The sequence below is a fragment of the Sphingomonas sp. CFBP 8765 genome (assembly GCF_014841445.1).
Lineage (GTDB): Bacteria > Pseudomonadota > Alphaproteobacteria > Sphingomonadales > Sphingomonadaceae > Sphingomonas > Sphingomonas aerolata.
Genome location: NZ_JACYTY010000003.1, coordinates 328168 through 352408, shown reverse-complemented (window position 1 = coordinate 352408; position 24241 = coordinate 328168). Strand labels below are relative to the sequence as shown.

Here is a 24241-nt window from a genome sequence, read left to right as displayed (position 1 = left end):
GGCCAAGCCGCTTGCAAAGCACGGCAATACCCGTCAGCCTTCGAAAAAATACGAAGGAGAGGCTGGATGACTGCAAGCAATCTGATGCTGATGATCGTGGGCTGTATGGCGGTGTTGCCACTAGTGGCACTCGCCTTCGTGATGTGGCGGCCGGTGACCAAGCCCCTCGACTGAGGGGCTTTGCGCCGCGTGCACGTCGGTCGTGCGCGCGGCTCGCTCCGTCTGCTGGGTCCGGTGCCGAGGCCAAGCGCGATTGACAGGCGCGGTCGGAAAGCTACCCCGGTGGCATGGTTACCCGACAGACCCGCAACCCGGTGCTCGCGTCCGAACTCGACCGCTTCATCGATGCCCAGGTAAGTGCCGGCACCGGCGCGAGCGCCGATGCGGTTGCCGCTGAGACCCTGACGCTGCTGCGCGACCGGCTGGGGCGATCCGTCGCCGCCACCCCGGTGGCCTGGCCGATCGCCGGCGGGGCATGTGGCGCAGCGATACGAGCGCACGACTGGAGCGCGACGCCGCTCGGCGCGATCGACACCTGGTCCCCGCAGCTTCGCTCGACCGTCAATACGGTGGTCAACTCGCCCGTCGCCAAGGTGCTGATGTGGGGCGCCGACGGCCTTATGCTGTATAATGACGGCTATGCCAGGATCGCGGGCGGCAAGCATCCGGCCGCGATCGGTGCGCGCGCCGTCGACGTCTGGCCCGAGCAGGCGGACTTCAACCGCCACGTGCTGGGCGAGGTGATGCGCGGCGAGGTCATGCTGTTTCGCGACCAGCCGATGACGCTCCATCATGACGGCGCGGCGCACGCGGTGACGCTCGACCTCTTCTACACCCCGGTGCATGATTTCGACGGCAGCGTCGGCGGCGTGCTGGGTACGGTGATCGACAATAGCGAGCGGGTGGAAGCGGAACGGCAGCTGGCGCGGAGCGAATCGGAGCTGCGGATCGTCACCGACGCGCTGCCCGTGCTGATTTCGTATATCGATCGTGATTATATCTATCGTTTCGCCAACAGCTTTTACGAGGAATGGGTCGGGCTGACACCCGCGCAGGTCGTCGGACGGCATGTCCGCGACGTCATCGGTCAGCCCGCCTTTGCCGTACGCCAACCGATGATGGACCGGGCTCTCGCCGGCGAGACGGTGACCGCCGATGCGCGGCTGCCGCACCGCGACGGCGGCGACCGCGCGTCCGAGCTGCGTTACATCCCGCGGGTCGAGCCCGATGGGGCGATCAACGGCTTCTACGTGCTGGTCTTCGACGTCGAGGAGCGCGTCAATCGCACGCTGCAGCTCGAACGACAGATCAGCCACCGCGAACGCGCCGAACGCCAGCTGCGCGTTCTCAACGAGACGCTCGAGGCGCGCGTCATCCGCGAAATCGAGGAGCGCCGGCTCGCTGAAGCGGGGCTCGCCCAGGCGCAGAAGATGGAGACGATCGGCAAGCTGACCGGCGGCGTCGCGCACGACTTCAACAATTTGCTCCAGGTCGTCTCGGGCAATCTGCAGCTGCTCGGCAAGGACATTGCCGGGAATGCGCGCGCCGAGCGCCGGGTCAGCAACGCGATGGCGGGGATCGAACGCGGCGCCAAGCTCGCCGCGCAGCTGCTTGCCTTCGGCCGACGCCAGGCGCTCGAACCCAAGGTGGTCAACGTCACGCGGTTCGTGCGCGGGATGGACGACATGCTGCGTCGTGCGATCGGCGAGGCGATCGAGGTGGAGACGGTCGTCGGCGGTGGGTTGTGGAACACCTTCATCGACCCGACGCAGATCGAGAACGCGTTGCTCAACCTCGCGATCAATGCGCGCGACGCGATGGAGGGGCGCGGCAAGCTCACGATCGAGCTTGGCAATGCCAGCCTCGACGACGCCTATGCACGCGGCCATCTGGAGGTCGCGGCGGGGCAATATGTCATGCTGGCGGTCACCGACACGGGTAGCGGCATGGCGCCCGACATCATCGACAAGGTGTTCGAGCCGTTCTTCTCGACCAAGAGCGAGGGCAAGGGATCCGGGCTCGGCCTGTCGATGGTCTATGGCTTCGTCAAACAATCGGGCGGCCATGTGAAGATCTACAGCGAGGTCGGCGAAGGCACGACGATCAAGCTCTACCTGCCGCGCGCGATGGGCCCCGAAGACGTCGAGGTCGCGACCAGCGGTGGGCCGATCATCGGCGGGACCGAGACCGTGCTGGTGGTCGAGGATGATGACGAGGTCCGTGCGACCGTCGTCGAGATGCTCTGCGACCTTGGCTATGGCGTGCTGAAAGCGGTCGACGCGGGCAGTGCGCTGAACGTCATCGAGAGCGGCGTGCCGATCGACATGCTGTTCACCGACGTGGTGATGCCGGGGACGCTGAAGAGCCCCGAACTCGCCCGTCGTGCGCGCGAGCGGATCCCCGATCTCGCGGTGCTGTTCACGTCGGGCTATACGGAGAATTCGATCGTGCATGGCGGCCGGCTCGACGTCGGCGTCGAGCTGCTCTCCAAGCCCTATACGCGCGAGGCGCTCGCGCGGAAGTTCGAACAGGTTCTCGCCGGCCAGCGTGCGCGGCGGCGCGCAGCGGAGGGGCATGAGGATGCGCCGCGGTCGGACGGAGACGTCCCGATCCGCGTCCTGCTCGTCGAGGATGACGCGGCGATCCGTGCGGGCGCGGCCGAGATGCTGCGCGATCTGGGCATGGCGGTGATCGAGGCGGTCAGCGCCGAAGCGGCGCTCACGACGCTGCAGGCCCGCCCGGTCGATGTGCTGGTCAGCGACGTCAACCTGCCGGGGCTGTCGGGCCCGGAGCTTGCCGAAGCGGTCCGCATGCGTCGGCCGGGCATCGGGGTCGTGTTCGCAACCGGCGACAGCGAGGTCGCGCTCGTGCCGTGGGATCCCCAGGCGATCCTGCTGCCGAAGCCCTATGGCGTCGAGGCACTTCGCTCGGCTGTCGTCAGGGCGGCGTCCAAGGCGGCGATCGACAGGCCAGCGCCGGCTGAGACTGCGGCCGAAGGACCTGTGCTGATGCAGATCGCGTCAGACGGACAGACCAGAGGGTAATCCTGACCGGCAGCGACCGTGCCGGGGGGAGGGGAGCGCGCGACGGAGGCGTGCGTGTCCCGGCGCCTAGCGCGTCGGCCAGACCATCATGCAGGTGTCGACAAGCTGATTGAGCTCGCCACAGGTGGCGCCCGATCCGCCCTGGATCGCCAGCCCCTGCATGACCGCGAACAGATAGCGCGCAAGAGCGGGCGACTCGAGACCGTCGGGGAACTCGCCCGCCGCCTTGGCCTCGTCGAACCGGCGGATCAGCGCAGCCTGTGACGACTCGCGGCGTTTGGCGACCTCGGCCTTGATCGGTTCGGCCTCGACGCCGCAAGCGACGCTGCTGATGATGCTCAGGCACCCCTTGGGATCGCAGGTGCTCGTCTGCATCTGGAGCGCCCCGCGCAGCAGCCGCTCGGCCACCGCCTTGGCGGTCGGCGCATCGAGCGCGGAGGTCATATAAGCGAGCTTTTCGCGCTCATAGAGGTCGAGCGCCTTGTGAAACAGCGCTTCCTTGTTGCCGAACGCGGCATAGAGGCTCGGCTTGGTGATCTTCATCTCGGCCGTGAGCTCGGCCATCGACGCCGCCTCATACCCGTTTCGCCAGAAAACGCGCAGCGCGGCCGCGAGCGCTTCCTCGAGATCGAACTCGCGGGGGCGGCCCTTGGGGGCGGTGAGCGTGCACAAGCTATTCATACCAGTCGGTATATAGGCACAAGTGGAAAAACGTCCAGTATCCCGGACGTTCCGGGATCCAGCGACCGGATCGCGCACGTCGAACATCCGCGCCGCCCGCGCGTTGGGCGGGGCAGGACCGGCGGGTGATCCTGCTGCGGTCCGACAAGGGATTATGATCATGAGAATCGGGTTTATCGGTCTGGGCCAGATGGGGCATGCAATGGCTGCCAATCTGGTCGAGGCGGGTCATGAGGTGACGGTCTGGAACCGCTCGCCGGACAAGGCCGATGCGCTGGTCGAACGTGGCGCGACTCGGGCCGCGACGCCCGCCGAGGCGGCGCAGGGCGACGTGGTGATGACGATGCTGGCGGACGATGCCGCGCTGGAGGCGGTGGTCTACGGCGATGGCGGGATCCTTGGCGCGCCGGCGGTCCATGTATCGCACAGCACGATCAGCGTTGCGCTGGCGGAGCGGCTGACGGCGGATCAGGACGGGGCCGGTGGCTATGTCGCGGCCCCCGTCTTCGGTCGTCCGCCCGCGGCGGCGGCGGCGATGCTGTTCGTCGTTGCGGCGGGACGCGACGATCTGATCGCCCGGTGCGAGCCCGCACTGGACGCGATCAGCCAGCGTGTGTTCCGTGTCGGCGAGACGCCGTCCGCCGCCAATCTGGTGAAGCTCAGCGGCAACTTCATGATCATGGCGGCGGTCGAGGCGATGGCGGAGGCGATGACGCTGGCTGAAAAGGGCGGGGTCGAACCGGCGCTGCTGCTCGAGGTGCTGACGGGCACGCTGTTCAATGCCCCGGTCTACAAGACGTATGGCGAGATGCTGGTCGAACAGCGGTTCACGCCTGCAGGTTTTGCCGCGCCACTGGGGCTGAAGGACATGAACCTCGTCGACACCGCGGCGGGCCGACTGCGTACGCCGATGCCGCTGCTCGGCGTGGTGCGCGATCATCTGCGCGCCGCGATCGCGCAGGAGGGGGAGGATGTCGACTGGTCGGCGGTGGGCGCCGCCGTCCGGCGCAACGCCGGGCTTTAACGCCGCCGCTCGCCCGCCTGTCGGCCGCGTAGCGCGGCCTGCAGGCGGGGTCGAACCACGAGGAAGCCGAGATAGGCGCGCTCGAGCAGGCGGAGCGCGGTGCGATTGCGCGCGAGCAGGCCGAGTGGCCGCAGGACCGGGATTGCGCGCCACATTGCGGCGAACGCCGCCGCGCCCGACAGCATCGTCCCGTCTTCACGCGCATGAAACCGCGCGAGCAGGTCCCGGCGGTCGATCGGGCAACTCGCATCGGGATCGGTGGCATCGACGAACGTGATCGCACCGCGCCGGTCGAGCCGCCGCATGAGCGCGATCTCGCGCCGGCATAGCGGGCAGTCGCCGTCATGCCAGACGACCAGATCGGTCACCGGGCGTCCGCCGCGTCGGAGTCAGGATTGCGTGCGCTGATGCGCGTGGCGAGCAATGTCGCAAAGCCGAGCCAGCCCACGAACGGCACGCCGAGCAGCGCCGCGGGACGATCGACCTTTGCCGCCGCCGCAACATACGCGCCGCCGGTTGCGACCATCGTGCCTGCGACGACTGCACCGGATCGCAGCGCCCGCTTGCGGAAGAAGATCTCGGTCCAGCCGCCGACCATCGCGGTGTTGAGCAGCCACAGCCCGACCGCACTCGTGCGACGTGGCCCCGCGGGCTGGCGGAGCAGACGATATCCACCGACGGCGAGCCCGGTCTCGAGCACCGGCCACACCGCGCCGAACACGGCATCGGGCGGGGTATAGCTGGGCTTGTCGAGCCGCTTGTACCAGCGGCGGGTCCGCGGGTGGGAGGGGTCGGGCGCATTGCGGCGACCGATCGCGGCGCTGACGCCGAGGACCGACACGACGATCAGCGCGGCAACGGTCCGCGACAGTGCTGGCGGTGGCGCAAGCGGCGGAACGGGCAATGCGACGGGATGGTGATCAGGATGGGCCATCGGTCAGCGCTCCGCCAGATAGCGTTCGAGATCGTCACAGCCACCGATCGTCTCGCCGTTGATGACGATCAACGGGGTCGTCGCGATGCCGTGCTCGGTCTTGAACGCCTCGACCGTGTCCCGATCGCGGAGGATCTGGTCGTCGACGTCATAGCCTTCGGCCTGAAGCAGTTGCTTGGCGCGGACGCCGAACGGGCAGGTGTGATCGGGCAGCACCATCCGGTGCAGCGTCGCGGTACGGGTCTGGGTCATCATCGTCCTCGGATCTGCGGCCTCTCGATACGCCGATCGATGCCAGATCCTATAGCGCGGGATGGCCCCAGACGTTCCCTGCGGCTGTCGCAGGCTAGTGCCGCAGGGCTCGACGCACAGCCGTCCAGCTGACGAACTTGAAGTTCTGCGTGTCGGGGGCATTGTCGCCGTCCTGCGCGACGAACAGGCCGCCCGGATAGGCCGGGCCGAAATCGCCGAGCATCAGGTCGATGCCGTCGGTATCGCTAGTCCCGTCGATCGTCCCGCCGCCGATCCGGAACCGCCCCGCATAGGTGACGCCGGGCAGGCGGTAGAGCGTATAGGCGTTGTCGCCTTGGCTCGACACGACCAGATAGCCGCCGCGGCGGCCCGAGGGCGCGAGCGCGAGACCTTCCGCATCGGCGACGAGCGTTCTGCCGTCGACCCGCGCGATCGGCGTTGCGGTCGCCGGTGCCGCCGGATCCGCGTCGAACCGCCAGAGCCCGACATCTTCTTCCGCGACGTAGAGCAGCCCGGTCCGGTCGTCGACGACGCAGCCCTCGGCCTGGCTCGTCAGCTTCATCGATCGGACGGTCGTGACCTTGGGGACGCCGCCCGATACGTCGATCGCGACCTGATCGATCCGCCCGTCCTTCAGCACGACGAAGCCGAACAGCGCGTGATCGCGCGCGCGTGTCCACAGGCACATGCCGTAAGCCTCGCCCGGGCCGACCGGGAACCGGCCGAGCGGCACGAGCCTCGCCGCCGCGGTGTCGAGCGTGAACAGCGAGACGTGTGCGGCGTCGACATCGGCGCGGTCGCTCGCCGCCGCGATCACGCGCGTGCCGACGGTGTGAAGGTCGACATTGTTCAACCGGTCGGCGGGCGTGAAGCTCAGCCGCTTGCCCGCCAGACTGTAGACATGGATCCCCGCCTTCTTGTCCGTCCCGATGACCAGGCTCTTCGCCGGGTCCGCGGGGTTGCGCCAGATTGCGGGATCGTCCGCCGCATCCGCCGCGGTATCGACCGGATCGGTTTCCGCGGTCGCCGCGACCAGCGGCGCGGTGGCCGTCTGGGGCACGCTTGTGGTCGCGCACCCGGCGAGGATCAGCGCGACGAGCGGCAGTCCGCGCATCAGAAGGTCACCCGCACGCCGCCGGTATAGCGCCGCCCGAACGTCTCATGCTCGATCGTATAGGCGGACGAGCCGGCATAGCGGCGGCCCGGGCCGTTCAGGAGGTTGGCGAAATCGCCGTAGATCTCGACATTGTTGTTGATCGCGTACCGCACGCTGGCGTCGAGCTCATTGTCCTTCGCCCAGTAGAAGTCGCCGCCGTCGATCCCGCGGACGACGCCGCCGATCGTGTCGGTGCCGCCGATCGCATCGAGCCATGCCGAGCGGTTCTGATAGGACACCCGTGCCGAAAAACCGTATTTCTCGTAATAGGCGATCAGATTGTAGATCGCGTCCGACGCGCCGGGCAGCGGCACCTTGCGCGAGGGCAGGGCGGCGGTCCCCGGCGTCTCGGCGCGGCTCTTGTTGATCGTCGCGTTGAGCTGGACGCCGAAGCCACCCATCCATTCGGGCAGCCCGAGATCGGCGGTGAAGGGCTCGAGCTGCTGCTGGATCGCACCCTCGATGCCCATGATATAGCCGCTGCCGCCGTTGACGATCGTCGAATAGAGATAGCCCGATCGATCGACGCCGCCGGTGTTCAGCGTCGTCCGCCCGAACGTCTGCGTCGAATCGAACAGGACGTCGGTGACGTCCTTGTAATAGGCGCCGATCGACAGGAAGCCGCGCGGCATCGTGTAATATTCGACGTAGAGATCGACGCCCTTCGCCTTTTCGGGCTTCGCATCGGGATTGCCGCCGGAGATGGTGGCGTTCGCGTCGTTATAGCTGAGATTGGGGCGCAGCTGATCATAATCGGGACGCGCGGCGCCGGTGTTGAACGACAGCCGTGCCTTCATCCGGTCGTCGACGTCCCAGTTGAGGTGGAGGCTGGGATAGACCAGCGTCTGGCTCGCCTTCACGTCGATCAACCCGACCGAGGAGAAGGCCTGCGCGTCGTTGCGGATATGCTCGACGCGGGCGCCGCCGATGATGCTGCCCCAGTGGGTCGTCGCAGTTGCCATCGCATAGGCCGAATAGACCTTCTCGCCGACATCGTAGAAATTGGCGTCGCTGCGCACATAGCTGCCGACCGCCTTGGCTTGGTCGACCAGCCCGAGAACCTTGTCGCGGTCGAAATACTGGAAGGTGTAGCCGAGCGGGATCTCGCCCTGGAACCCGCCGGGCTTGGCGATCGCCGAATAGTTCGTCGCGATACCCGCCGCGGCGAACTGCGCGGGCGTCGACAGGTCGAGCAGATATTCGTTCGACGTCTTGGTGCGGTCGTCATAGCGCACGCCGGCGGCGAGGATCGTCGAGGCGCCGAACACCGACGCCTCGCGGCTGATGTCGAGCTTGGCGGTATAGGCCTCGGTCACGTCCTGCGCCTTGAGCGAGCGCAGGCGCGACAGGGTGCGCGGAAAATCCTCGATCGCCGTGACCCGGTCGCCGCGTGAGAAGCTGCCATCGGCGTTGCGGATCGTCCGGTACAGCTGCACCTTGGCGAGCTGCGGATCGGTCAGGTCATAGCCGACGGTCAGGCGGTTGGCGGCATTCGCACCGTTGGTGCCGAACGAGGGGCTGTCATAGTTGAGCTGCGCAGGCTGCGACCGGTCGTCGATCGACCGGGTGTAGTTGCCGCGCCACGCGACCTTCCAGTCGCCGAGTTCGTGATCGCCGCCCAGCGTGTTGGTGAACACCGACTGCTTGTACTTGCGCACCGTGAAGTTCGAATTGAGATCGATCCCGTACACCGTGCCGAGCAGGGGGGTGTTGCCCGTGCAGACATCCGCATAGCCCGTGGTGCCCGAGGCCGGGCGCGCATTGACCGCGCAAGCTGCGGTGCCGTTCGGGGTGCGCGACTGCTGGTCGTCCAGATCGAAGATGTAATTGTTGCGCTGCTCGTCATCCTCGAACGCCGAGTAGATCGTCTCGGCGAACAGCTTGTGGCCGGGGGCGGGGCGCCAGTCGAGCCGGCTCGACAGCGAATAGTTCTTCCGCGTCAGCCGGTAGAGCTTGTTCTCGGTCTCGCGCGCCCAGTTGCGCGTCTCATACCCGGGGCGCAGGTCGCGGTCGACCGCTTCGAAATCGGTCTCGAAATTGTCGGTGACCATGCCGCGGCGATAGAGGCTGGCGGAGGAGACGATGCCGAATTCGCCGATCCCCGTGTCGAACCGGTCGGACACGACGAGCGAGCCCTCATATTCGGTCTTCTTGCCGAGCTCGACATGGCCGAGGCCGCCCTTGGCCTGAACCTTCAGCCCCGGATAGTCGAACGCCGAGCGGGTGATGATGTCGACATTGCCCGCGATCGTCTCGCCGGTCATGTCGGGGGTCACCGCTTTCCGCACGATGATCTGCGACGCGATCGCCGAGGGGATCGAATCGAACCGTGCGTCACGACCCTCCGGGCTGACCACGTTGATCCCGTCGAACGACAGCGTCGTCCAGTTGATCGGGCTGCCGCGCAGCGTGATGTAGCGCGCTTGGCCCTGGTCGCGCTGGACGCCGACGCCGGGCAGGCGGCTGACCGCCTGCGCGACATTCTGGTCGGGCAGGCGCCCGATCGAATCCGACGCGATCACCGAGACGAGCGAGGGGCTGGTCCGCTGGATCTGCAGCGCGGCGGCTTCGGACTCGGCGATCGGGCGCGACCCCGAAACGACGATCTCGTCGCCGTCGGCACTGGTCTCGATCGTCATCGCGACATCGAGCACGACCGCCGCGTTGGTGACCGTGACGCTGCGCCGGGCATCGGGAAAGCCGACATAGCGGACGACGACGTCATGCGTCCCGGCGGGGATCCCGGCCAGCGTGAACCGGCCCGCGCGATCCGCCGCGGTCGCCAGCCCCAGCGCCGGAATCGAAACCGACGCGCCGTCGAGATAATCGCCACTGCCCGCCTGCGAGATCGTCCCGGTGATGCTGGCATTGCCACGCGGGGCGGGGGCTGCGGCTGCGGCGGGGCCATCGACCGGTTCGGCGCGGGCGATCCCGATCGCGAGCGGGATCATCGCGCTGCCGATAAGAAGCGCGCGCAAGACAGCAGGGCCGCGTGCGCGGTGTGACAGGCCGATGATCATGATGGTTCCCCGATTGGTCCAGCTATGGGCTGGCTTGCCGGGGTGCCTATTGCAGACCAATGGCAGCGTGGTGACACGGCGGTGACAGTTTCATTACGTCAGGCCGCGCATCTCCAAAGACAGCGCGCCATTCCACGTCGAGAAGCATCTTGCGTCGCTCTCGCCGAGCCGATAGACGCTCGCCATCGCATCGCGACCGCCGGCGCCCATCCGCCGCACGGACGCACAGTCGATATGCGGGTGTAGCTCAATGGTAGAGCTTTTGCTTCCCAAGCAAGTGACGAGGGTTCGATTCCCTTCACCCGCTCCACGCCGAGACAGTCGGTGCCAGCGCAAATCCCATTCCACGCCGACCACCGGGTCGCGATCGCCTGTCCGGCGATGCGACCGCGGTGTCGCGTTCGGTCACTTGATCAGGATGACCGCCTTCGACAGCGTCATGTAGATCCCCCAGAGGATCGGCACGCCGACCGCCAGCCAGGCGAGGATGACGGTCGACCGCGATCCGCCGCCATGCTGTGCGGTGGTGGTGGCCGTCGTGGCGTCGATGGCAGTCGTCGAAGCCACGCCCTCGGTAACCGGCATGTGGAAGCGACTTGCCACCGGCTTGACGAACAGGTTCGCGACGAAGCCGACCACGAGCATCGCCGCGAGCATCAGGAAGATCGGCTGATAGACCTGATCGCGCGGGATCCCCGCGGCGATCCGCCCGTCGCGCATGTTGGCGACGAGCAGCGGCCCCACGACGCCCGCGGTCGACCAGGCGGTCAGCAGCCGGCCGTGGATCGCACCGACGAACTTCGTCCCGAATATGTCCGCCAGATAGGCGGGCACGGTCGCGAAGCCGCCGCCATAGGTCGAGGCGAGGATGCAGAAGACGAGGATGAAGAGACCGAGGCTGCTGCCGGCAAGCGCGGGGGCGGCGATACCGTAGAGCACAGCGCTGATCGCCAGGATTACCGCGTAGAGCGGCTTGCGACCCAGCCGGTCGGAGAACCACGCCCAGAAGAAGCGGCCACCGATGTTGAACAGGCTGATCGCGCCGACGAACCCGGCGCCGACCGCGGCCGCAGCGACCTTCTGGCTGTCGCTGAACGCGGTGAAGAGCACGCCCGGCGCGTCGATCAGGCGACCGCCGAAAATCTCCTGGAGCATCGGCGAGGCGACACCGATGATGCCGATCGACGCGGACACGTTGAGCAGCAGGACGATCCAGATGAGCCAGAATTGCGGCGTCTTGTGCGCATCCTTCAGATCGACGTTGAACCGGCTGATCGTTGCCTTGGCATCGGTCGGCGGGGTCCAGCCGGCGGGCTTCCAGTCCTCGGCGGGGACGCGGTAGCCGAGTGCGCCAGCCATCATGAACACGAAATAGATGACCGCAAGGACGAGGAACGTCTGCCAGACGCCGACGCCGGTGGGGCCGGAGAAGTGCTTCATCAAAGAGTTGGCGAGCGGGCTGCCGATCATCGCGCCGCCGCCAAAGCCCATGATCGCCATGCCCGTCGCCATGCCGCGCCGGTCGGGAAACCATTTGATGAGCGTCGAGACGGGCGAGATATAGCCGAGACCCAGACCGATGCCGCCGATCACGCCCGAACCGAGCCAGATAAGCCACAGCTGGTGCATCGACACGCCGATCGCGCCGATCCCCATCCCGCCGCACCAGCAGAAGGCGGCGACGACGCCGGCCTTGCGCGGACCGGCGCGTTCGAGCCAGCCGCCCCAGATCGCGGCCGCGGCGCCGAGCACAACGAAGAAGAGCGTGTAGGTCCAGACGAGGTCGCTGACCCGCCAGTCGCAGGTCGTGGTCGTCAGCGCCTGGGCCAGCGTCATGCTTTCGCAGACCACCGGATCGGTGATCCCGATCGCGCGCGACAGCGGCAGCCAGAACACGCTGAAGCCATAGGCCATGCCGATGCACAGATGGATGGCGAGCGCGCAGGGCGGCACCAGCCAGCGATCAAAGCCCGGCCCTGCTACCGTCCGTGCCCGGTCGAGCAGCCCGCCGGTTGATCCATCCGCCATCATCATCCCCTTTTTATGAAGGGGATGCATGCGGGCGGGCGGCGACAAAGGAAAGCCGACTAAGGTCGGGGACGACTATATTTATACAAAAACATCGCCCCCGCCACGTCGATCAGGGGGCGATCAGGCGTCGAACAGGATCTCGAGCGGCTCGAGATCGGTGATCGTCGCGCGGACCTGTGCCCCGGGCAGGATCGGCCCGACGCCCGCGGGTGTGCCGGTGAAGATCAGATCGCCGGGTGCGAGTTCGACCTGACGCGACAGCGCGGCGATCACTTCGGCAACCGACCAGATCATCATCGACAGGTCGCCCGACTGACGGGGTTCGCCGTCGATCGTCAGCCCAACCGCACCCGTTTCGGGCGGCGCGCCGGGCGTGAGCGCGCCGATCGGGGCGGACCGGTCGAACCCCTTGGCCATGTCCCATGGCCGCCCGGCCGCCTTGGCCGCCGCCTGCAGGTCGCGCCGCGTCAGGTCGATCCCCACCGCATGACCGAAGATCTTCGCCGTCGCCTCCGTCGCATCGATGTCCCGTCCGCCTGCGCCCAGCGCGACGACGAGTTCGACCTCGTGATGCAGATCCTGCGTCATGCTCGGATAGGGCAGGGTGCCGCCACCGGGCACGACGGCATCCGCGGGCTTGGTGAAGAAGAAGGGCTGCTGCCGATCCGGATCCGACCCCATTTCGCGCGCGTGGTCGGCGTAATTCTGCCCGACGCAGAAGATCCTGCGGACCGGAAACCGCGCCGCGGATCCGACGATCGCGATCGTGGGGGCGGTGACGACGGGAATCTGCATCGGTTTCTCCTTCGATGGGCGCCGACCGCGTGGACCGGGGCGCGGCGCTTTGCAACAGCGTGCGGGATCGTACCGATCGCCCGTGCAGCGGGAACGTCGCGGAGTTCGGCGGGTTTGGATCGGAAACGACAGGAGATCCGCATGTCCACCCAGCCCGTACGATTCGCCCCCTCGGTCGAGACCATCGCCGACGACGAGGCCGAGACGCTGGCATCGCTTAAGGACAGCTTTCGCGAGATCCTAGAGACCACGTCGCAGGACTATGCGCATGCCGTGCGCGCGGTTCATGCCAAGGCACATGGCATCGCACGCGGCACGCTGACGATCGCTGACGGCCTGCCCGAAACGCTGGCGCAAGGCATTTTTGCGCAGCCGGGGCGTCATGAGGCGGTGCTGCGCATATCGACGAACGCGGGCGATATTCTGGATGACAGTGTCAGCCTGCCGCGGGGCGTCGCGCTGAAGATCCTCGGCGTCCAAGGTGATCGCCTGCCGGGCTCGGAAGGCGAGACGACGCAGGACTTCATCATGGTCAACGCGCCGGTCTTTGCGGCACCCGATCCCAAGGCCTTTTCGAAGAACCTCAAGCTGCTCGCCAAGACGACCGACCGGTTCGACGGTGTGAAGAAGGCGATGTCGGCGACGTTCCGCGTCGTGGAATCCGCACTGGAAGCGGTCGGGGCGGAGTCCGCGACGCTCAAGACGCTCGGCGGCGCGAAGCCAGTTCACCCGCTCGGCGAGACCTATTTCTCGCAGACGCCGCTGCGCTACGGGGATTATATCGCCAAGGTCGCGCTGTTCCCGGTCTCGCCCGAACTGACGCGCCTGACCGGCGACACGGTCGACATCACCGCACGCCCCGATGCGCTGCGTGAGGTCGTGCGCGAGGAGCTGATCGAGCATGGCGGTGTCTGGGAACTGCGCGTCCAGTTGAACGCCGATCTCGACGCGATGCCGATCGAAGACGCAACCGTCGAATGGGATCAGCAGGCGAGCCCGTTCGTCACGGTCGCCACGCTCGAGGTGGCGCCGCAAATCTCCTGGGAGCATGGCGTGACCGATCATACCGACGATGCGCTGTCCTACAGCGTGTGGCACGGGGTGGTCGACCATCAGCCGCTGGGCGGCGTCAATCGCGTCCGCAAGGAAACCTATGAGCTCTCGGCGGGATTCCGCGGGACGTTCAACGGGTGTCCGATGCACCAGCCCAAGACGCTGGCCGAACTTGCCTGACATGGCAGATGTTTCAGGACGCTCGCACACGCTGTTTCACGTCAGCGACGTTCATTTCGGGGCGGAGGATCCGGCAGCGCTCGCCTGGTTCTCCGCCTGTGTCGCGGCGGAGCGGCCCGACGCGGTGATCATGACCGGCGATCTGACGATGCGCGCCACGAAGGAGGAGTTCCAGCGTGGTGGCGACTGGTTGCGCAGCCTTGGCGTGCCCGTCACGCTCGAGGTCGGCAATCACGACATCCCGTATTACTGGGACCCGTTCCGCCGGTTCTTCTCGCCCTATCAGCGTTATGCCGCGGTCGAATCGATGATCGAGAAGCCCCTGGAACTGCCCGGGATCACGATCGTCCCGCTCAAGACGACGGCACGCGCGCAGTGGCGCTGGAACTGGTCGAAGGGGCGTGTCAGCCCGGGGTCGCTGTCGCGCGCGCTGGCGATGATCGAGGATGTACCGAAGGATCATCTGGTCTTCGTCGCGGCGCATCATCCGCTGATCGAAGGCGGTACGACCGGGACAGCAAAGACCCGCCATGGCGACAGCGCATTGACCGCACTGGCCGATGCGGGAGCGCATGCCGTGCTGTCAGGTCATGTCCACGACCCCTTCGACATTCCCGTCGAACGCAGCGGCCGGGAGATCCGCATGATCGGTGCCGGCACCCTGTCCAAGCGGACGCGCGGCAGTCCGCCCGCATTCAACGAGCTGCGCGTCACCGGCCAGCAGCTCCGGACGATCCCGCGAACCATGGGTGACGACACCGGCTGAACCCGCCACGGGGCCTGGTTTGACCCGCCCGCCCCGCCAGTCGCCTGAAACGACAAAGGCCGCCGCCCGGATATCCGGACGGCGTCCTTTTTATTGGCGTCTGATGGGCCCGATTACTCGGGCTTGTTCAGATACTCGCCGGCATCCGCATCGGTGCCGGTGCCCGAGGTCACGACTTCGCCAAGCGCGTCGTCCCCCGTGCCGCCGGAATCGCGCGGCGAGCGGGCGAGTTCGGCATCATGCTCTTCCTTCGCCGACTTCGGCGCGATGATCGAGGCTTCGGCCATCTTGCGCTGGGCGACGCGCATCGACGCATCGCGGCTGTTCGCCACGACCCGCAGGCGGTTGAGCCCTGCGCCGGTGCCTGCCGGGATGAGCCGGCCGACGATCACGTTCTCCTTCAGACCCATCAGCATGTCCTGCTTACCCTGGACCGCGGCCTCGGTGAGAACGCGGGTGGTCTCCTGGAACGATGCCGCCGAGATAAAGCTGCGGGTCTGCAGCGACGCCTTGGTGATACCGAGCAGGATGGGCTTGCCCTGTGCACGGGTCTGCTTCTTGTCGAGCTTCTCGTTCGTCGCGTCCATCTCCTCGCGATCGACCTGCTCGCCCTTCAGCAGCGTGGTGTCGCCGCCATCGGTGATCTCGACCTTCTGCAGCATCTGACGAACGATCGTCTCGATGTGCTTGTCGTTGATCTTCACGCCCTGGAGTCGATAGACCTCCTGGATTTCCGACACGAGATACTCGGCGAGGGGCTCGATACCCATCGTCTCGAGGATGTCATGCGGATCCGGCGAGCCGCCGATCAGGTTGTCGCCGCGCTTGACGTAATCGCCTTCCTGCACGTCGATGACCTTCGACTTCGGCACCAGATACTCGACGACGTCGCCGCCATCCTCGGGCTGAATGCCGATCTTGCGCTTCGCCTTGTAATCCTTGCCGAACACGACGCGGCCCGAGATCTTGGCGATGATCGCCGAGTCCTTGGGGATACGCGCCTCGAACAGCTCGGCAACGCGCGGCAGACCACCGGTGATGTCGCGCGTCTTGGCGCTCTCGCGGCTGACGCGGGCCACGACGTCGCCGCCGAACACCTGTGCACCATCCTCGACCGACAAGGTCGCACCAATCGCCAGCATGTAGCGGCCGGTCTCGCCCGAGGTCTCGTCGAGCAGGGTCATGCGCGGACGCAGATCCTCCTTCGACTTGGTCGCCGCACGATATTCGATCACGACGCGCTGGGCGATGCCCGTGGCTTCGTCGGTCTGCTCGGTGAGCGTCTTGCCCTCGATCAGGTCGACATACTTGATCGTGCCCGGGTTCTCCGTGATCACCGGCATGGTGAACGGATCCCACTCGGCCATCCGGTCGCCGCGCGACACGATGTGGCCATCGTCGAACAGCACGTACGCACCGTAAGGGATACGATCGACCGAGAGCTCGCGGCCGTCCATGTCGACGATCGCGATTTCACCCGAGCGGCTGAGCACCACGCGACGGCCACGCTGGTCGACGATGATACGCAAATCGCGGAACTGCACCGTACCGTCGGCATGCGCCTCGAGGTTCGACGTCTCGTTGAGCTGCGCTGCACCACCGATGTGGAACGTACGCATCGTCAGCTGCGTGCCCGGCTCACCGATCGACTGCGCGGCGATGACGCCGACAGCTTCACCGATGTTCACCGGCGTACCGCGGGCGAGATCGCGCCCGTAGCACTTGCCGCAGACGCCGATCTTGGATTCGCAGACCAGCGGGCTGCGGATCTTGCACGACTGCGTGCCGAGGCCCTCGATCGTCGTGATCATCGGCTCGTCGAGCAGCGTTCCCGACGGGATGATGACCTTGCCGGTCTTCGGATCGGTGATGTCCTCCGCGGTCGTACGGCCGAGGATGCGCTCGCCGAGGCTTGCGATCGTCGAACCACCCTGAAGGATCGCCTTCATTTCGAGTGCGCGCGTGGTGCCGCAATCGGGTTCGATGATAACGCAATCCTGCGACACGTCGACCAGACGACGCGTGAGGTACCCCGAGTTCGCCGTCTTCAATGCCGTATCCGCGAGGCCCTTACGAGCGCCGTGGGTCGAGTTGAAGTATTCAAGGACGGTCAAACCTTCCTTGAAGTTCGAGATGATCGGCGTCTCGATGATCTCGCCCGACGGCTTGGCCATCAGGCCACGCATACCGGCAAGCTGCTTGATCTGCGCCTGCGAACCACGAGCACCCGAATGGGCCATCATGTAGATCGAGTTGATCGGCTTTTCACGGCCGGTCTCCGTATCGACCTTCACCGCACGGATCTCGTCCATCATGGCGTTCGCGACCTGGTCACCGCAACGGCTCCAGGCGTCGATCACCTTGTTGTACTTCTCCTGCTGCGTGATCAGACCGTCCTGATACTGCTGCTCGAAGTCCTTCACGAGCGCCTTGGTATCGTCGACCAGACCGACCTTGGCGTCCGGAATGATCATGTCGTCCTTGCCGAACGAGATGCCGGCGCGGAAGGCGTGACGGAAGCCGAGCGTCATGATCGCATCGGCGAACAGCACGGTCTCCTTCTGGCCGGTGTGACGATAGACCTCGTCGATCACGTCGCCCACGTCCTTCTTGGTGAGCAGGCGGTTGACGGTGTCGAACGGCACCTTGTGGCTGTGCGGCAGGCACTCGCCGAGCAGCATGCGGCCCGGCGTCGTCTCGTAACGCTTGAGATACTGCTTGCCGTTCTCATCGGTCTGCGGAACGCGGCTGATGATCTTGCTGTGCAGCGTCACGGCCTGTGCGTTCAGCGCCTGATGCACTTCGGCCATGTCGCCGAGCAGCATGCCCTGGCCCGGCTCGTTCTCCTTCATCATCGACAGATAATAGAGACCCAGCACCATGTCCTGCGACGGCACGATGATCGGCTTGCCGTTGGCGGGCGACAGGATGTTGTTCGTCGACATCATCAGGACGCGCGCTTCCAGCTGCGCTTCGAGCGACAGCGGGACGTGGACGGCCATCTGATCGCCGTCGAAATCGGCGTTGAACGCGGAGCAGACCAGCGGGTGAAGCTGGATCGCCTTACCCTCGATCAGCACCGGCTCGAACGCCTGGATGCCGAGACGGTGAAGCGTCGGCGCACGGTTCAGCATGACCGGATGCTCGCGGATCACCTCGTCCAGGATGTCCCAGACTTCCTTGCGCTCCTTCTCGACCCACTTCTTCGCCTGCTTCAGGGTCATCGACAGACCCTTCGCATCGAGACGCGCGTAGATGAACGGCTTGAACAGCTCGAGCGCCATCTTCTTCGGCAGGCCGCACTGGTGAAGCTTGAGCTCAGGCCCGGTCACGATGACCGAACGACCCGAGTAATCGACGCGCTTGCCGAGAAGGTTCTGGCGGAAGCGGCCCTGCTTGCCCTTGAGCATGTCGGACAGCGACTTGAGCGGACGCTTGTTGGCGCCCGTGATCGTGCGACCGCGGCGACCATTGTCGAACAGTGCGTCGACGGCCTCCTGCAGCATGCGCTTCTCGTTGCGGACGATGATGTCCGGCGCGCGAAGCTCCATCAGGCGCTTCAGGCGGTTATTGCGGTTGATCACGCGGCGATACAGATCGTTCAGATCCGACGTCGCAAAACGACCACCGTCCAGCGGCACCAGCGGGCGCAGCTCGGGCGGGATGACCGGCACGACCTCGAGGATCATCCATTCGGGGCGGTTGCCCGAATCGATGAAGCTCTCGACGACCTTCAGCCGCTTGATGATCTTCTTGGGCTTCAGCTCGGACTTGGTGACCGCGAGCTCTTCGAGCAGCGTGGTACGCTCACCCTCGAGATCGAGCGACTCCAGCATGATGCGGACCGCCTCGGCACCGATGCCGGCCGAGAACGCGTCCTCGCCATACTGGTCCTGCGCGTCGAGGAGCTCGTCCTCGGTCATCAGCTGATACTTCTCGAGCGGGGTCAGGCCCGGCTCGATGACGATGTACGCCTCGAAGTACAGCACGCGCTCGAGCTGCTTCAGCTGCATGTCGAGCAGCAGGCCGATGCGCGACGGCAGCGACTTCAGGAACCAGATATGCGCGACCGGGGCGGCCAGCTCGATATGGCCCATGCGCTCGCGGCGGACCTTCGAGACGGTGACCTCGACGCCGCACTTCTCGCAGACGATGCCCTTATACTTCATGCGCTTGTACTTGCCGCACAGGCACTCGTAATCCTTGATCGGACCGAAGATGCGCGCGCAGAACAGGCCGTCACGCTCGGGCTTGAACGTGCGATAGTTGATGGTCTCGGGCTTCTTGATCTCGCCGAACGACCAGCTGCGGATCTTGTCCGGCGATGCGATGCCGATCTGGATCTGGTCGAACGTCTCGGCCTTGGCGACCGGATTGGCGAAGGGGGTCATTTCGTTCATATATTGATCCTTCCAACTCCCCTCCCGCGAGCGGGAGGGGAAGGGGCCCAAGCTCTTGCTTGGGAAGGGGTGGGCACCCGGTTCGATCTTGGCGCTCCATCACCGGCCGGGAGCCCACCCCCGGCCCCTCCCGGAAGGGCCCCATCAAAGTATTACTTTGATGGGAACCCGTCGCGGGAGGGGAGCTAGTTCAACCGCGTTACTCCGCCGCGATCTGGATGCCGTCGCTGTCGAAGCCGGGCTCCGACTGCTTCAGGTCCACATTCAGGCCCAGCGAGCGCATTTCCTTGACGAGCACGTTGAAGCTCTCCGGAATGCCCGCCTCGAACGTGTCGTCACCCTTGACGATCGCCTCGTAGACCTTGGTGCGGCCGACCACGTCATCCGACTTCACCGTGAGCATTTCCTGCAAGGTGTACGCCGCGCCGTAGGCCTGGAGAGCCCAGACTTCCATCTCGCCGAAGCGCTGACCACCGAACTGCGCCTTACCACCCAGCGGCTGCTGCGTGACGAGCGAGTACGGCCCGATCGACCGTGCGTGGATCTTGTCGTCGACCAGATGGTGGAGCTTGAGCATGTAGATGTACCCGACCGTCACCTTGCGATCGAACTTGTCGCCGGTACGTCCGTCGAACAGGTCCGACTGGCCCGACGGGTCGAGACCCGCCAGTTCCAGCATCGCCGACACATCCGCCTCGCGCGCACCATCGAACACCGGCGTCGCCATCGGCACGCCGCCCTTCAGGTTCTTGGCCAGCTCGATGATCTCGTCACCCGAACGGGCGTCGATCTCTTCGTGATACTGCTCGCCATAGACCGTCTTGAGACGATCGCGGACCGCCTCCGGCATCGCGCCGGCCTTGGCCTCCGGATTCTCCTCGCGCCAGGTTTCGAGCGCGTGGGTGATCTGCTGACCCAGACCGCGTGCGGCCCAGCCCAGATGCGTCTCGAAGATCTGCCCGACATTCATGCGCGACGGCACGCCCAGCGGGTTGAGCACGATATCGACCGGCGTCCCGTCGGCGAGGAACGGCATGTCCTCCGCCGGCAGGATGCGGCTGATGACGCCCTTGTTCCCGTGACGGCCGGCCATCTTGTCGCCCGGCTGCAGCTTGCGCTTCACCGCGACGAACACCTTGACCATCTTCAGCACGCCCGGCGACAGCTCGTCACCACGCTCCAGCTTCTCGCGACGATCGTGGAACTTGTCCGTGATCAGCTTGGCGGCATCGTCATACTGGATCTTGACCGCTTCCAGATCGCTCTGGATCTTGTCGTCGGCGACCGCGAACTTCCACCACTCGTGGCGGTCGACGCTGTCGAGCAGATCCATGTCGATCACGACGCCCTTCTTGACGCCCTTGGGCGCCGAAGTGGCCGTCTGGTCGAGCAGCATCTCGCGAAGACGCGACCAGGTCGCACGGTTCAGGATCGAACGCTCGTCGTCCGAATCCTTCTTCAGGCGCTCGATCTCCTCGCGCTCGATCGCCATCGCGCGCTCGTCCTTGTCGATGCCGTGGCGGTTGAAGACGCGAACATCGACGACCGTACCCGACACACCCGGCGGCAGGCGAAGCGAGGTGTCGCGCACGTCGCTAGCCTTCTCGCCGAAGATCGCGCGGAGAAGCTTCTCCTCCGGCGTCATCGGCGATTCACCCTTGGGCGTTATCTTGCCCGCGAGAATATCGCCCGGCTCGACCTCTGCGCCGATGTAAACGATGCCCGCTTCGTCGAGGTTGCGAAGCGCTTCCTCGCCGACGTTCGGGATGTCGCGCGTGATGTCCTCAGGCCCGAGCTTCGTGTCGCGGGCCATCACCTCGAACTCGTCGATATGAATCGACGTGAACACGTCGTCCTTCACGATCCGCTCGGAGATCAGGATCGAATCCTCGTAGTTGTAGCCGTTCCACGGCATGAACGCGACGAGGCTGTTGCGACCCAGCGCCAGCTCGCCGAATTCGGTCGACGGACCGTCGGCGAGCACGTCGCCGGCACGGACCACATCGCCCACCTTCACCAGCGGACGCTGGTTGATGCAGGTCGACTGGTTCGAGCGCTGGAACTTCATCAGCGTGTAGATGTCGACGCCCGACTTGCCGGCATCGATTTCGCCGGTTGCACGGATCACGATACGCGCCGCGTCGACCTGGTCGACGATGCCCGCACGCTTGGCCGAGATGGCGGCGCCCGAGTCACGTGCGACCGTCTCTTCCATGCCGGTGCCGACGAACGGCGCCTCGGCCTGGACGAGCGGCACGGCCTGACGCTGCATGTTCGAGCCCATCAACGCGCGGTTGGCGTCATCGTTTTCCAGGAACGGAATGAGCGATGCGGCGACCGAGACGAGCTGCTTGGGGCTGACGTCCATCAGCGTGATGTTGTCGGGCAGCGCCATCAGGAATTCTCCCGCCTGACGCGACGAGACGAGTTCCTCGGTGAAGCCGCCGTCACCGGTCAGATCGGCGTTGGCCTGCGCGATCGTGTGCTTGGCCTCTTCCATCGCCGACAGGTACACGACGTCGTCGGTCACCTTGTGGTCGACGACCTTGCGGTACGGGGTCTCGATGAAGCCGTACTTGTTGACGCGGCTGAACGACGCAAGGCTGTTGATCAGACCGATGTTCGGGCCTTCCGGCGTCTCAATCGGGCAGATGCGGCCATAGTGCGTCGGGTGAACGTCGCGAACTTCGAAGCCGGCGCGCTCACGCGTCAGACCACCTGGTCCAAGTGCCGACACGCGACGCTTGTGGGTGACTTCCGACAGCGGGTTGGTCTGATCCATGAACTGCGACAGCTGCGACGAGCCGAAGAATTCGCGGACCGCGGCAACCGCCGGCTTCGCGTTGATCAGGTCGTTCGGCATGACGGTCGAGACGTCGACCGACGACATGCGCTCCTTCACGGCGCGCTCCATGCGGAGCAGGCCGACGCGATACTGGTTCTCGAGCAGCTCGCCGACCGAACGGACACGACGGTTACCGAGGTTGTCGATATCGTCGATCTCGCCCTTGCCGTCCTTGAGGTTCACGAGCGTCTTGATGACCTCGAGAATGTCCTCGGTACGCAGCGTCGTGACGGTGTCCTCGACGTCGAGGTCGAGACGCATGTTGAGCTTCACGCGGCCCACGGCCGACAGGTCGTAGCGATCCGGATCGAAGAACAGACCCGAAAACAGCGCCTCGGCGGTCTCCAGCGTCGGCGGCTCGCCGGGGCGCATCACGCGGTAGATGTCGGACAGCGCCTGCTCGCGCTCCTCGGCCTTGTCGACCTTGAGCGTGTTGCGGATCCACGGGCCGGTCGCGACGTGATCGATGTCGAGCAGGTCGAGACGCTCGATGCCTGCCTGGTCGAGCAATTCGAGGTTCTCGGCGGTCACTTCGTCACCGGCTTCGATGTAGATGCGGCCGGTCGACTCGTCGATCAGATCGTAGGCCGAATAGCGGCCGAAGATTTCCTCGGTCGGGATCAGCAGGTCGGTCAGACCGTCCTTGAACGCCTTGTTTGCGGCGCGTGGGGAAATCTTCTGGCCGTTCGGGAACACGACTTCGCCGGTCTTCGCATCGACGATGTCGAACATCGGCTTCTGGCCACGCCAGTTCTCGACCTGGAACGGAACGATCCAGCCACCCTGGCCGCGGACGAACGTCACGCGGTTGTAGAAGTAGTTGAGGATCTCTTCCGACGTCATGCCGAGCGCGTAGAGCAGCGCCGTGACCGGCAGCTTGCGCTTGCGATCGATGCGGACGTTGACGATGTCCTTCGCGTCGAACTCGAAATCGAGCCACGAGCCGCGATACGGGATCACGCGGGCCGCGAACAGATACTTGCCCGATGCGTGCGTCTTGCCGCGATCGTGGTCGAACAGGACGCCCGGCGAACGGTGCATCTGGCTGACGATGACGCGCTCGGTGCCGTTGATGAAAAAGGTGCCGTTCTCGGTCATGAGCGGCATGTCGCCCATGTACACGTCCTGCTCCTTGATATCGATGACCGACTTGGCCTCGGTATCGGGATCGACCTCGAACGCGGTCAGGCGCAGCGTGACGCGCATCGGCGCGGCATAGGTGATCCCGCGCTGGCGGCATTCCTCGACGTCGAACTTTGGCGGTTCAAGGACGTAGTCGTCGAAATCAAGATAGGCGGTGCCAGCGAAATCCTGGATCGGGAACACGCTACGCAGCGTCTTCTCGAGGCCCGAGACATGGCCGATCGACTTGTCGGAGCGCAGGAACTGCTCGTAGCTCTCGCGTTGGACCTCGATCAGGTTCGGCATCTGCACGACTTCGTGGATGTTGCCGAAGACCTTGCGGATGCGACGCTTTGCGGTGCCGCCGTCGCGACGCTGCTTGGCAGCGCCCTCGTTGATCGCCTTGGAAGCCATAGGTTATTTGCCCTCAATAAACTGACGGGTCAGCCGTAATTTCGTGCCCGGGAACCCCCGGACGGGGCGTGCAGTAACGCAAAAAGGCCGCGCGCAATCACCTGCGGCGGCTTTCGGCGAATGAAACCCCGGCATCCAATACGATCGACATGCTGCGCGACGGCCTGTCATTTCCCGGATGCTGTGGTGAGAGGCTCATATAGGACGGTGGCCGGCGCTTGTCAAAGCGGTCCGGTCGCGCGTGGTAAATGTCGAAGACGGGATGCCCTCGCGGCCAGGCGAGCGCGGCGCAACGGCCCGTGGAAAAATATTTGTAATAAAATCACAATGCCACGCAACGGCTTATTGGGCGACGAGCGACCTGGTGCGGGTGCGGCGCTGTTCGCGGGGATGACAGTGCTGATCAGGATTAGTAGATACCAATTGGCTACCGGGATTGAATCCGCCGCACGGCGGGCCTTGCCGGTGGCGTTCAGCCGTCATTCGTCAGCGTCCACCCTATTGCCGAGTTCACGCCCATGTCG

General features: G+C 65.6%; 14 protein-coding genes and 1 tRNA gene. 5 read left to right on the top strand and 10 right to left on the bottom strand.

Annotated elements, in window-relative coordinates:
* The first annotated feature begins 287 nt into the window (after positions 1–287).
* Positions 288–3044 carry a hybrid sensor histidine kinase/response regulator gene (locus tag IFT87_RS10215; RefSeq protein WP_192008383.1) on the top strand — a complete coding sequence of 919 codons (2757 nt, stop codon included), beginning with the start codon at positions 288–290 and terminating at the stop codon, positions 3042–3044.
* A gap of 66 nt (positions 3045–3110) precedes the next feature.
* On the opposite strand, the gene IFT87_RS10210 is transcribed toward IFT87_RS10215, so the two are convergent.
* Positions 3111–3725 (bottom strand): TetR/AcrR family transcriptional regulator, encoded by a 615-nt coding sequence (locus IFT87_RS10210; RefSeq protein WP_031441750.1) that lies wholly within the window; start codon positions 3723–3725, stop codon positions 3111–3113.
* Between the two features lie 160 nt (positions 3726–3885).
* Between IFT87_RS10210 and IFT87_RS10205 the strand changes: the two genes are divergently transcribed.
* Positions 3886–4749 (top strand): NAD(P)-dependent oxidoreductase, encoded by an 864-nt coding sequence (locus tag IFT87_RS10205; protein ID WP_192008381.1) that lies wholly within the window; start codon positions 3886–3888, stop codon positions 4747–4749.
* Here IFT87_RS10205 and IFT87_RS10200 read toward each other — a convergent pair.
* The 5 genes from IFT87_RS10200 to IFT87_RS10180 form a co-directional block, all read right to left on the bottom strand.
* Complete coding sequence (locus IFT87_RS10200) at positions 4746–5117, bottom strand: DCC1-like thiol-disulfide oxidoreductase family protein (protein ID WP_192008379.1); 372 nt, start codon at positions 5115–5117, stop codon at positions 4746–4748. The genes IFT87_RS10205 and IFT87_RS10200 overlap by 4 nt on opposite strands.
* Positions 5114–5683, bottom strand: coding sequence for a TspO/MBR family protein (locus tag IFT87_RS10195; RefSeq protein ID WP_192008377.1), 570 nt, complete (start codon positions 5681–5683; stop codon positions 5114–5116). Before IFT87_RS10195 ends, IFT87_RS10200 begins: the two co-directional genes overlap by 4 nt.
* Before the next feature lie 3 nt (positions 5684–5686).
* On the bottom strand, positions 5687–5938 hold the full coding sequence (locus IFT87_RS10190) for a glutaredoxin domain-containing protein (RefSeq protein WP_249403294.1): 252 nt from the start codon (positions 5936–5938) through the stop codon (positions 5687–5689).
* Between the two features lie 91 nt (positions 5939–6029).
* The gene (locus tag IFT87_RS10185) at positions 6030–7049 is read right to left on the bottom strand and encodes a phytase (protein WP_192008375.1); all 1020 of its coding nucleotides are present in this window, start codon (positions 7047–7049) and stop codon (positions 6030–6032) included.
* Positions 7049–10069: a TonB-dependent receptor gene (locus tag IFT87_RS10180; RefSeq protein ID WP_192008373.1), complete on the bottom strand. Its 3021-nt coding sequence runs from the start codon at positions 10067–10069 to the stop codon at positions 7049–7051. The genes IFT87_RS10185 and IFT87_RS10180 overlap by 1 nt, the downstream gene beginning before the upstream one ends.
* A 278-nt stretch (positions 10070–10347) precedes the next feature.
* Here IFT87_RS10180 and IFT87_RS10175 point away from each other — a divergent pair.
* Positions 10348–10421, top strand: a tRNA-Gly gene (locus tag IFT87_RS10175).
* A gap of 95 nt (positions 10422–10516) precedes the next feature.
* On the opposite strand, the gene IFT87_RS10170 is transcribed toward IFT87_RS10175, so the two are convergent.
* Together IFT87_RS10170 and IFT87_RS10165 are read right to left on the bottom strand one after the other, a co-directional pair.
* Positions 10517–12139, bottom strand: coding sequence for an OFA family MFS transporter (locus IFT87_RS10170; protein WP_197975210.1), 1623 nt, complete (start codon positions 12137–12139; stop codon positions 10517–10519).
* A gap of 123 nt (positions 12140–12262) precedes the next feature.
* A complete protein-coding gene (locus tag IFT87_RS10165; protein ID WP_031441758.1) occupies positions 12263–12937 on the bottom strand; it encodes a fumarylacetoacetate hydrolase family protein in 675 nt (224 codons plus the stop codon).
* A 141-nt stretch (positions 12938–13078) separates the two neighbouring features.
* On the opposite strand from IFT87_RS10165, the gene IFT87_RS10160 reads away from it, so the two are divergent.
* Both IFT87_RS10160 and IFT87_RS10155 read left to right on the top strand, forming a co-directional pair.
* Positions 13079–14170 (top strand): catalase family protein, encoded by a 1092-nt coding sequence (locus tag IFT87_RS10160; RefSeq protein WP_192008370.1) that lies wholly within the window; start codon positions 13079–13081, stop codon positions 14168–14170.
* Position 14171: 1 nt separating this feature from the next.
* Positions 14172–14936, top strand: a complete 765-nt coding sequence (locus tag IFT87_RS10155) for a metallophosphoesterase family protein (RefSeq protein WP_037530885.1) — start codon at positions 14172–14174, stop codon at positions 14934–14936.
* Positions 14937–15049: 113 nt separating this feature from the next.
* On the opposite strand, the gene rpoC is transcribed toward IFT87_RS10155, so the two are convergent.
* Both rpoC and rpoB read right to left on the bottom strand, forming a co-directional pair.
* Positions 15050–19336, bottom strand: a complete 4287-nt coding sequence (gene rpoC, locus IFT87_RS10150; protein ID WP_031393739.1) for a DNA-directed RNA polymerase subunit beta' — start codon at positions 19334–19336, stop codon at positions 15050–15052.
* 199 nt (positions 19337–19535) lie between these two features.
* On the bottom strand, positions 19536–23717 hold the full coding sequence (gene rpoB, locus IFT87_RS10145) for a DNA-directed RNA polymerase subunit beta (RefSeq protein WP_031393738.1): 4182 nt from the start codon (positions 23715–23717) through the stop codon (positions 19536–19538).
* Positions 23718–24241 lie beyond the last annotated feature (524 nt).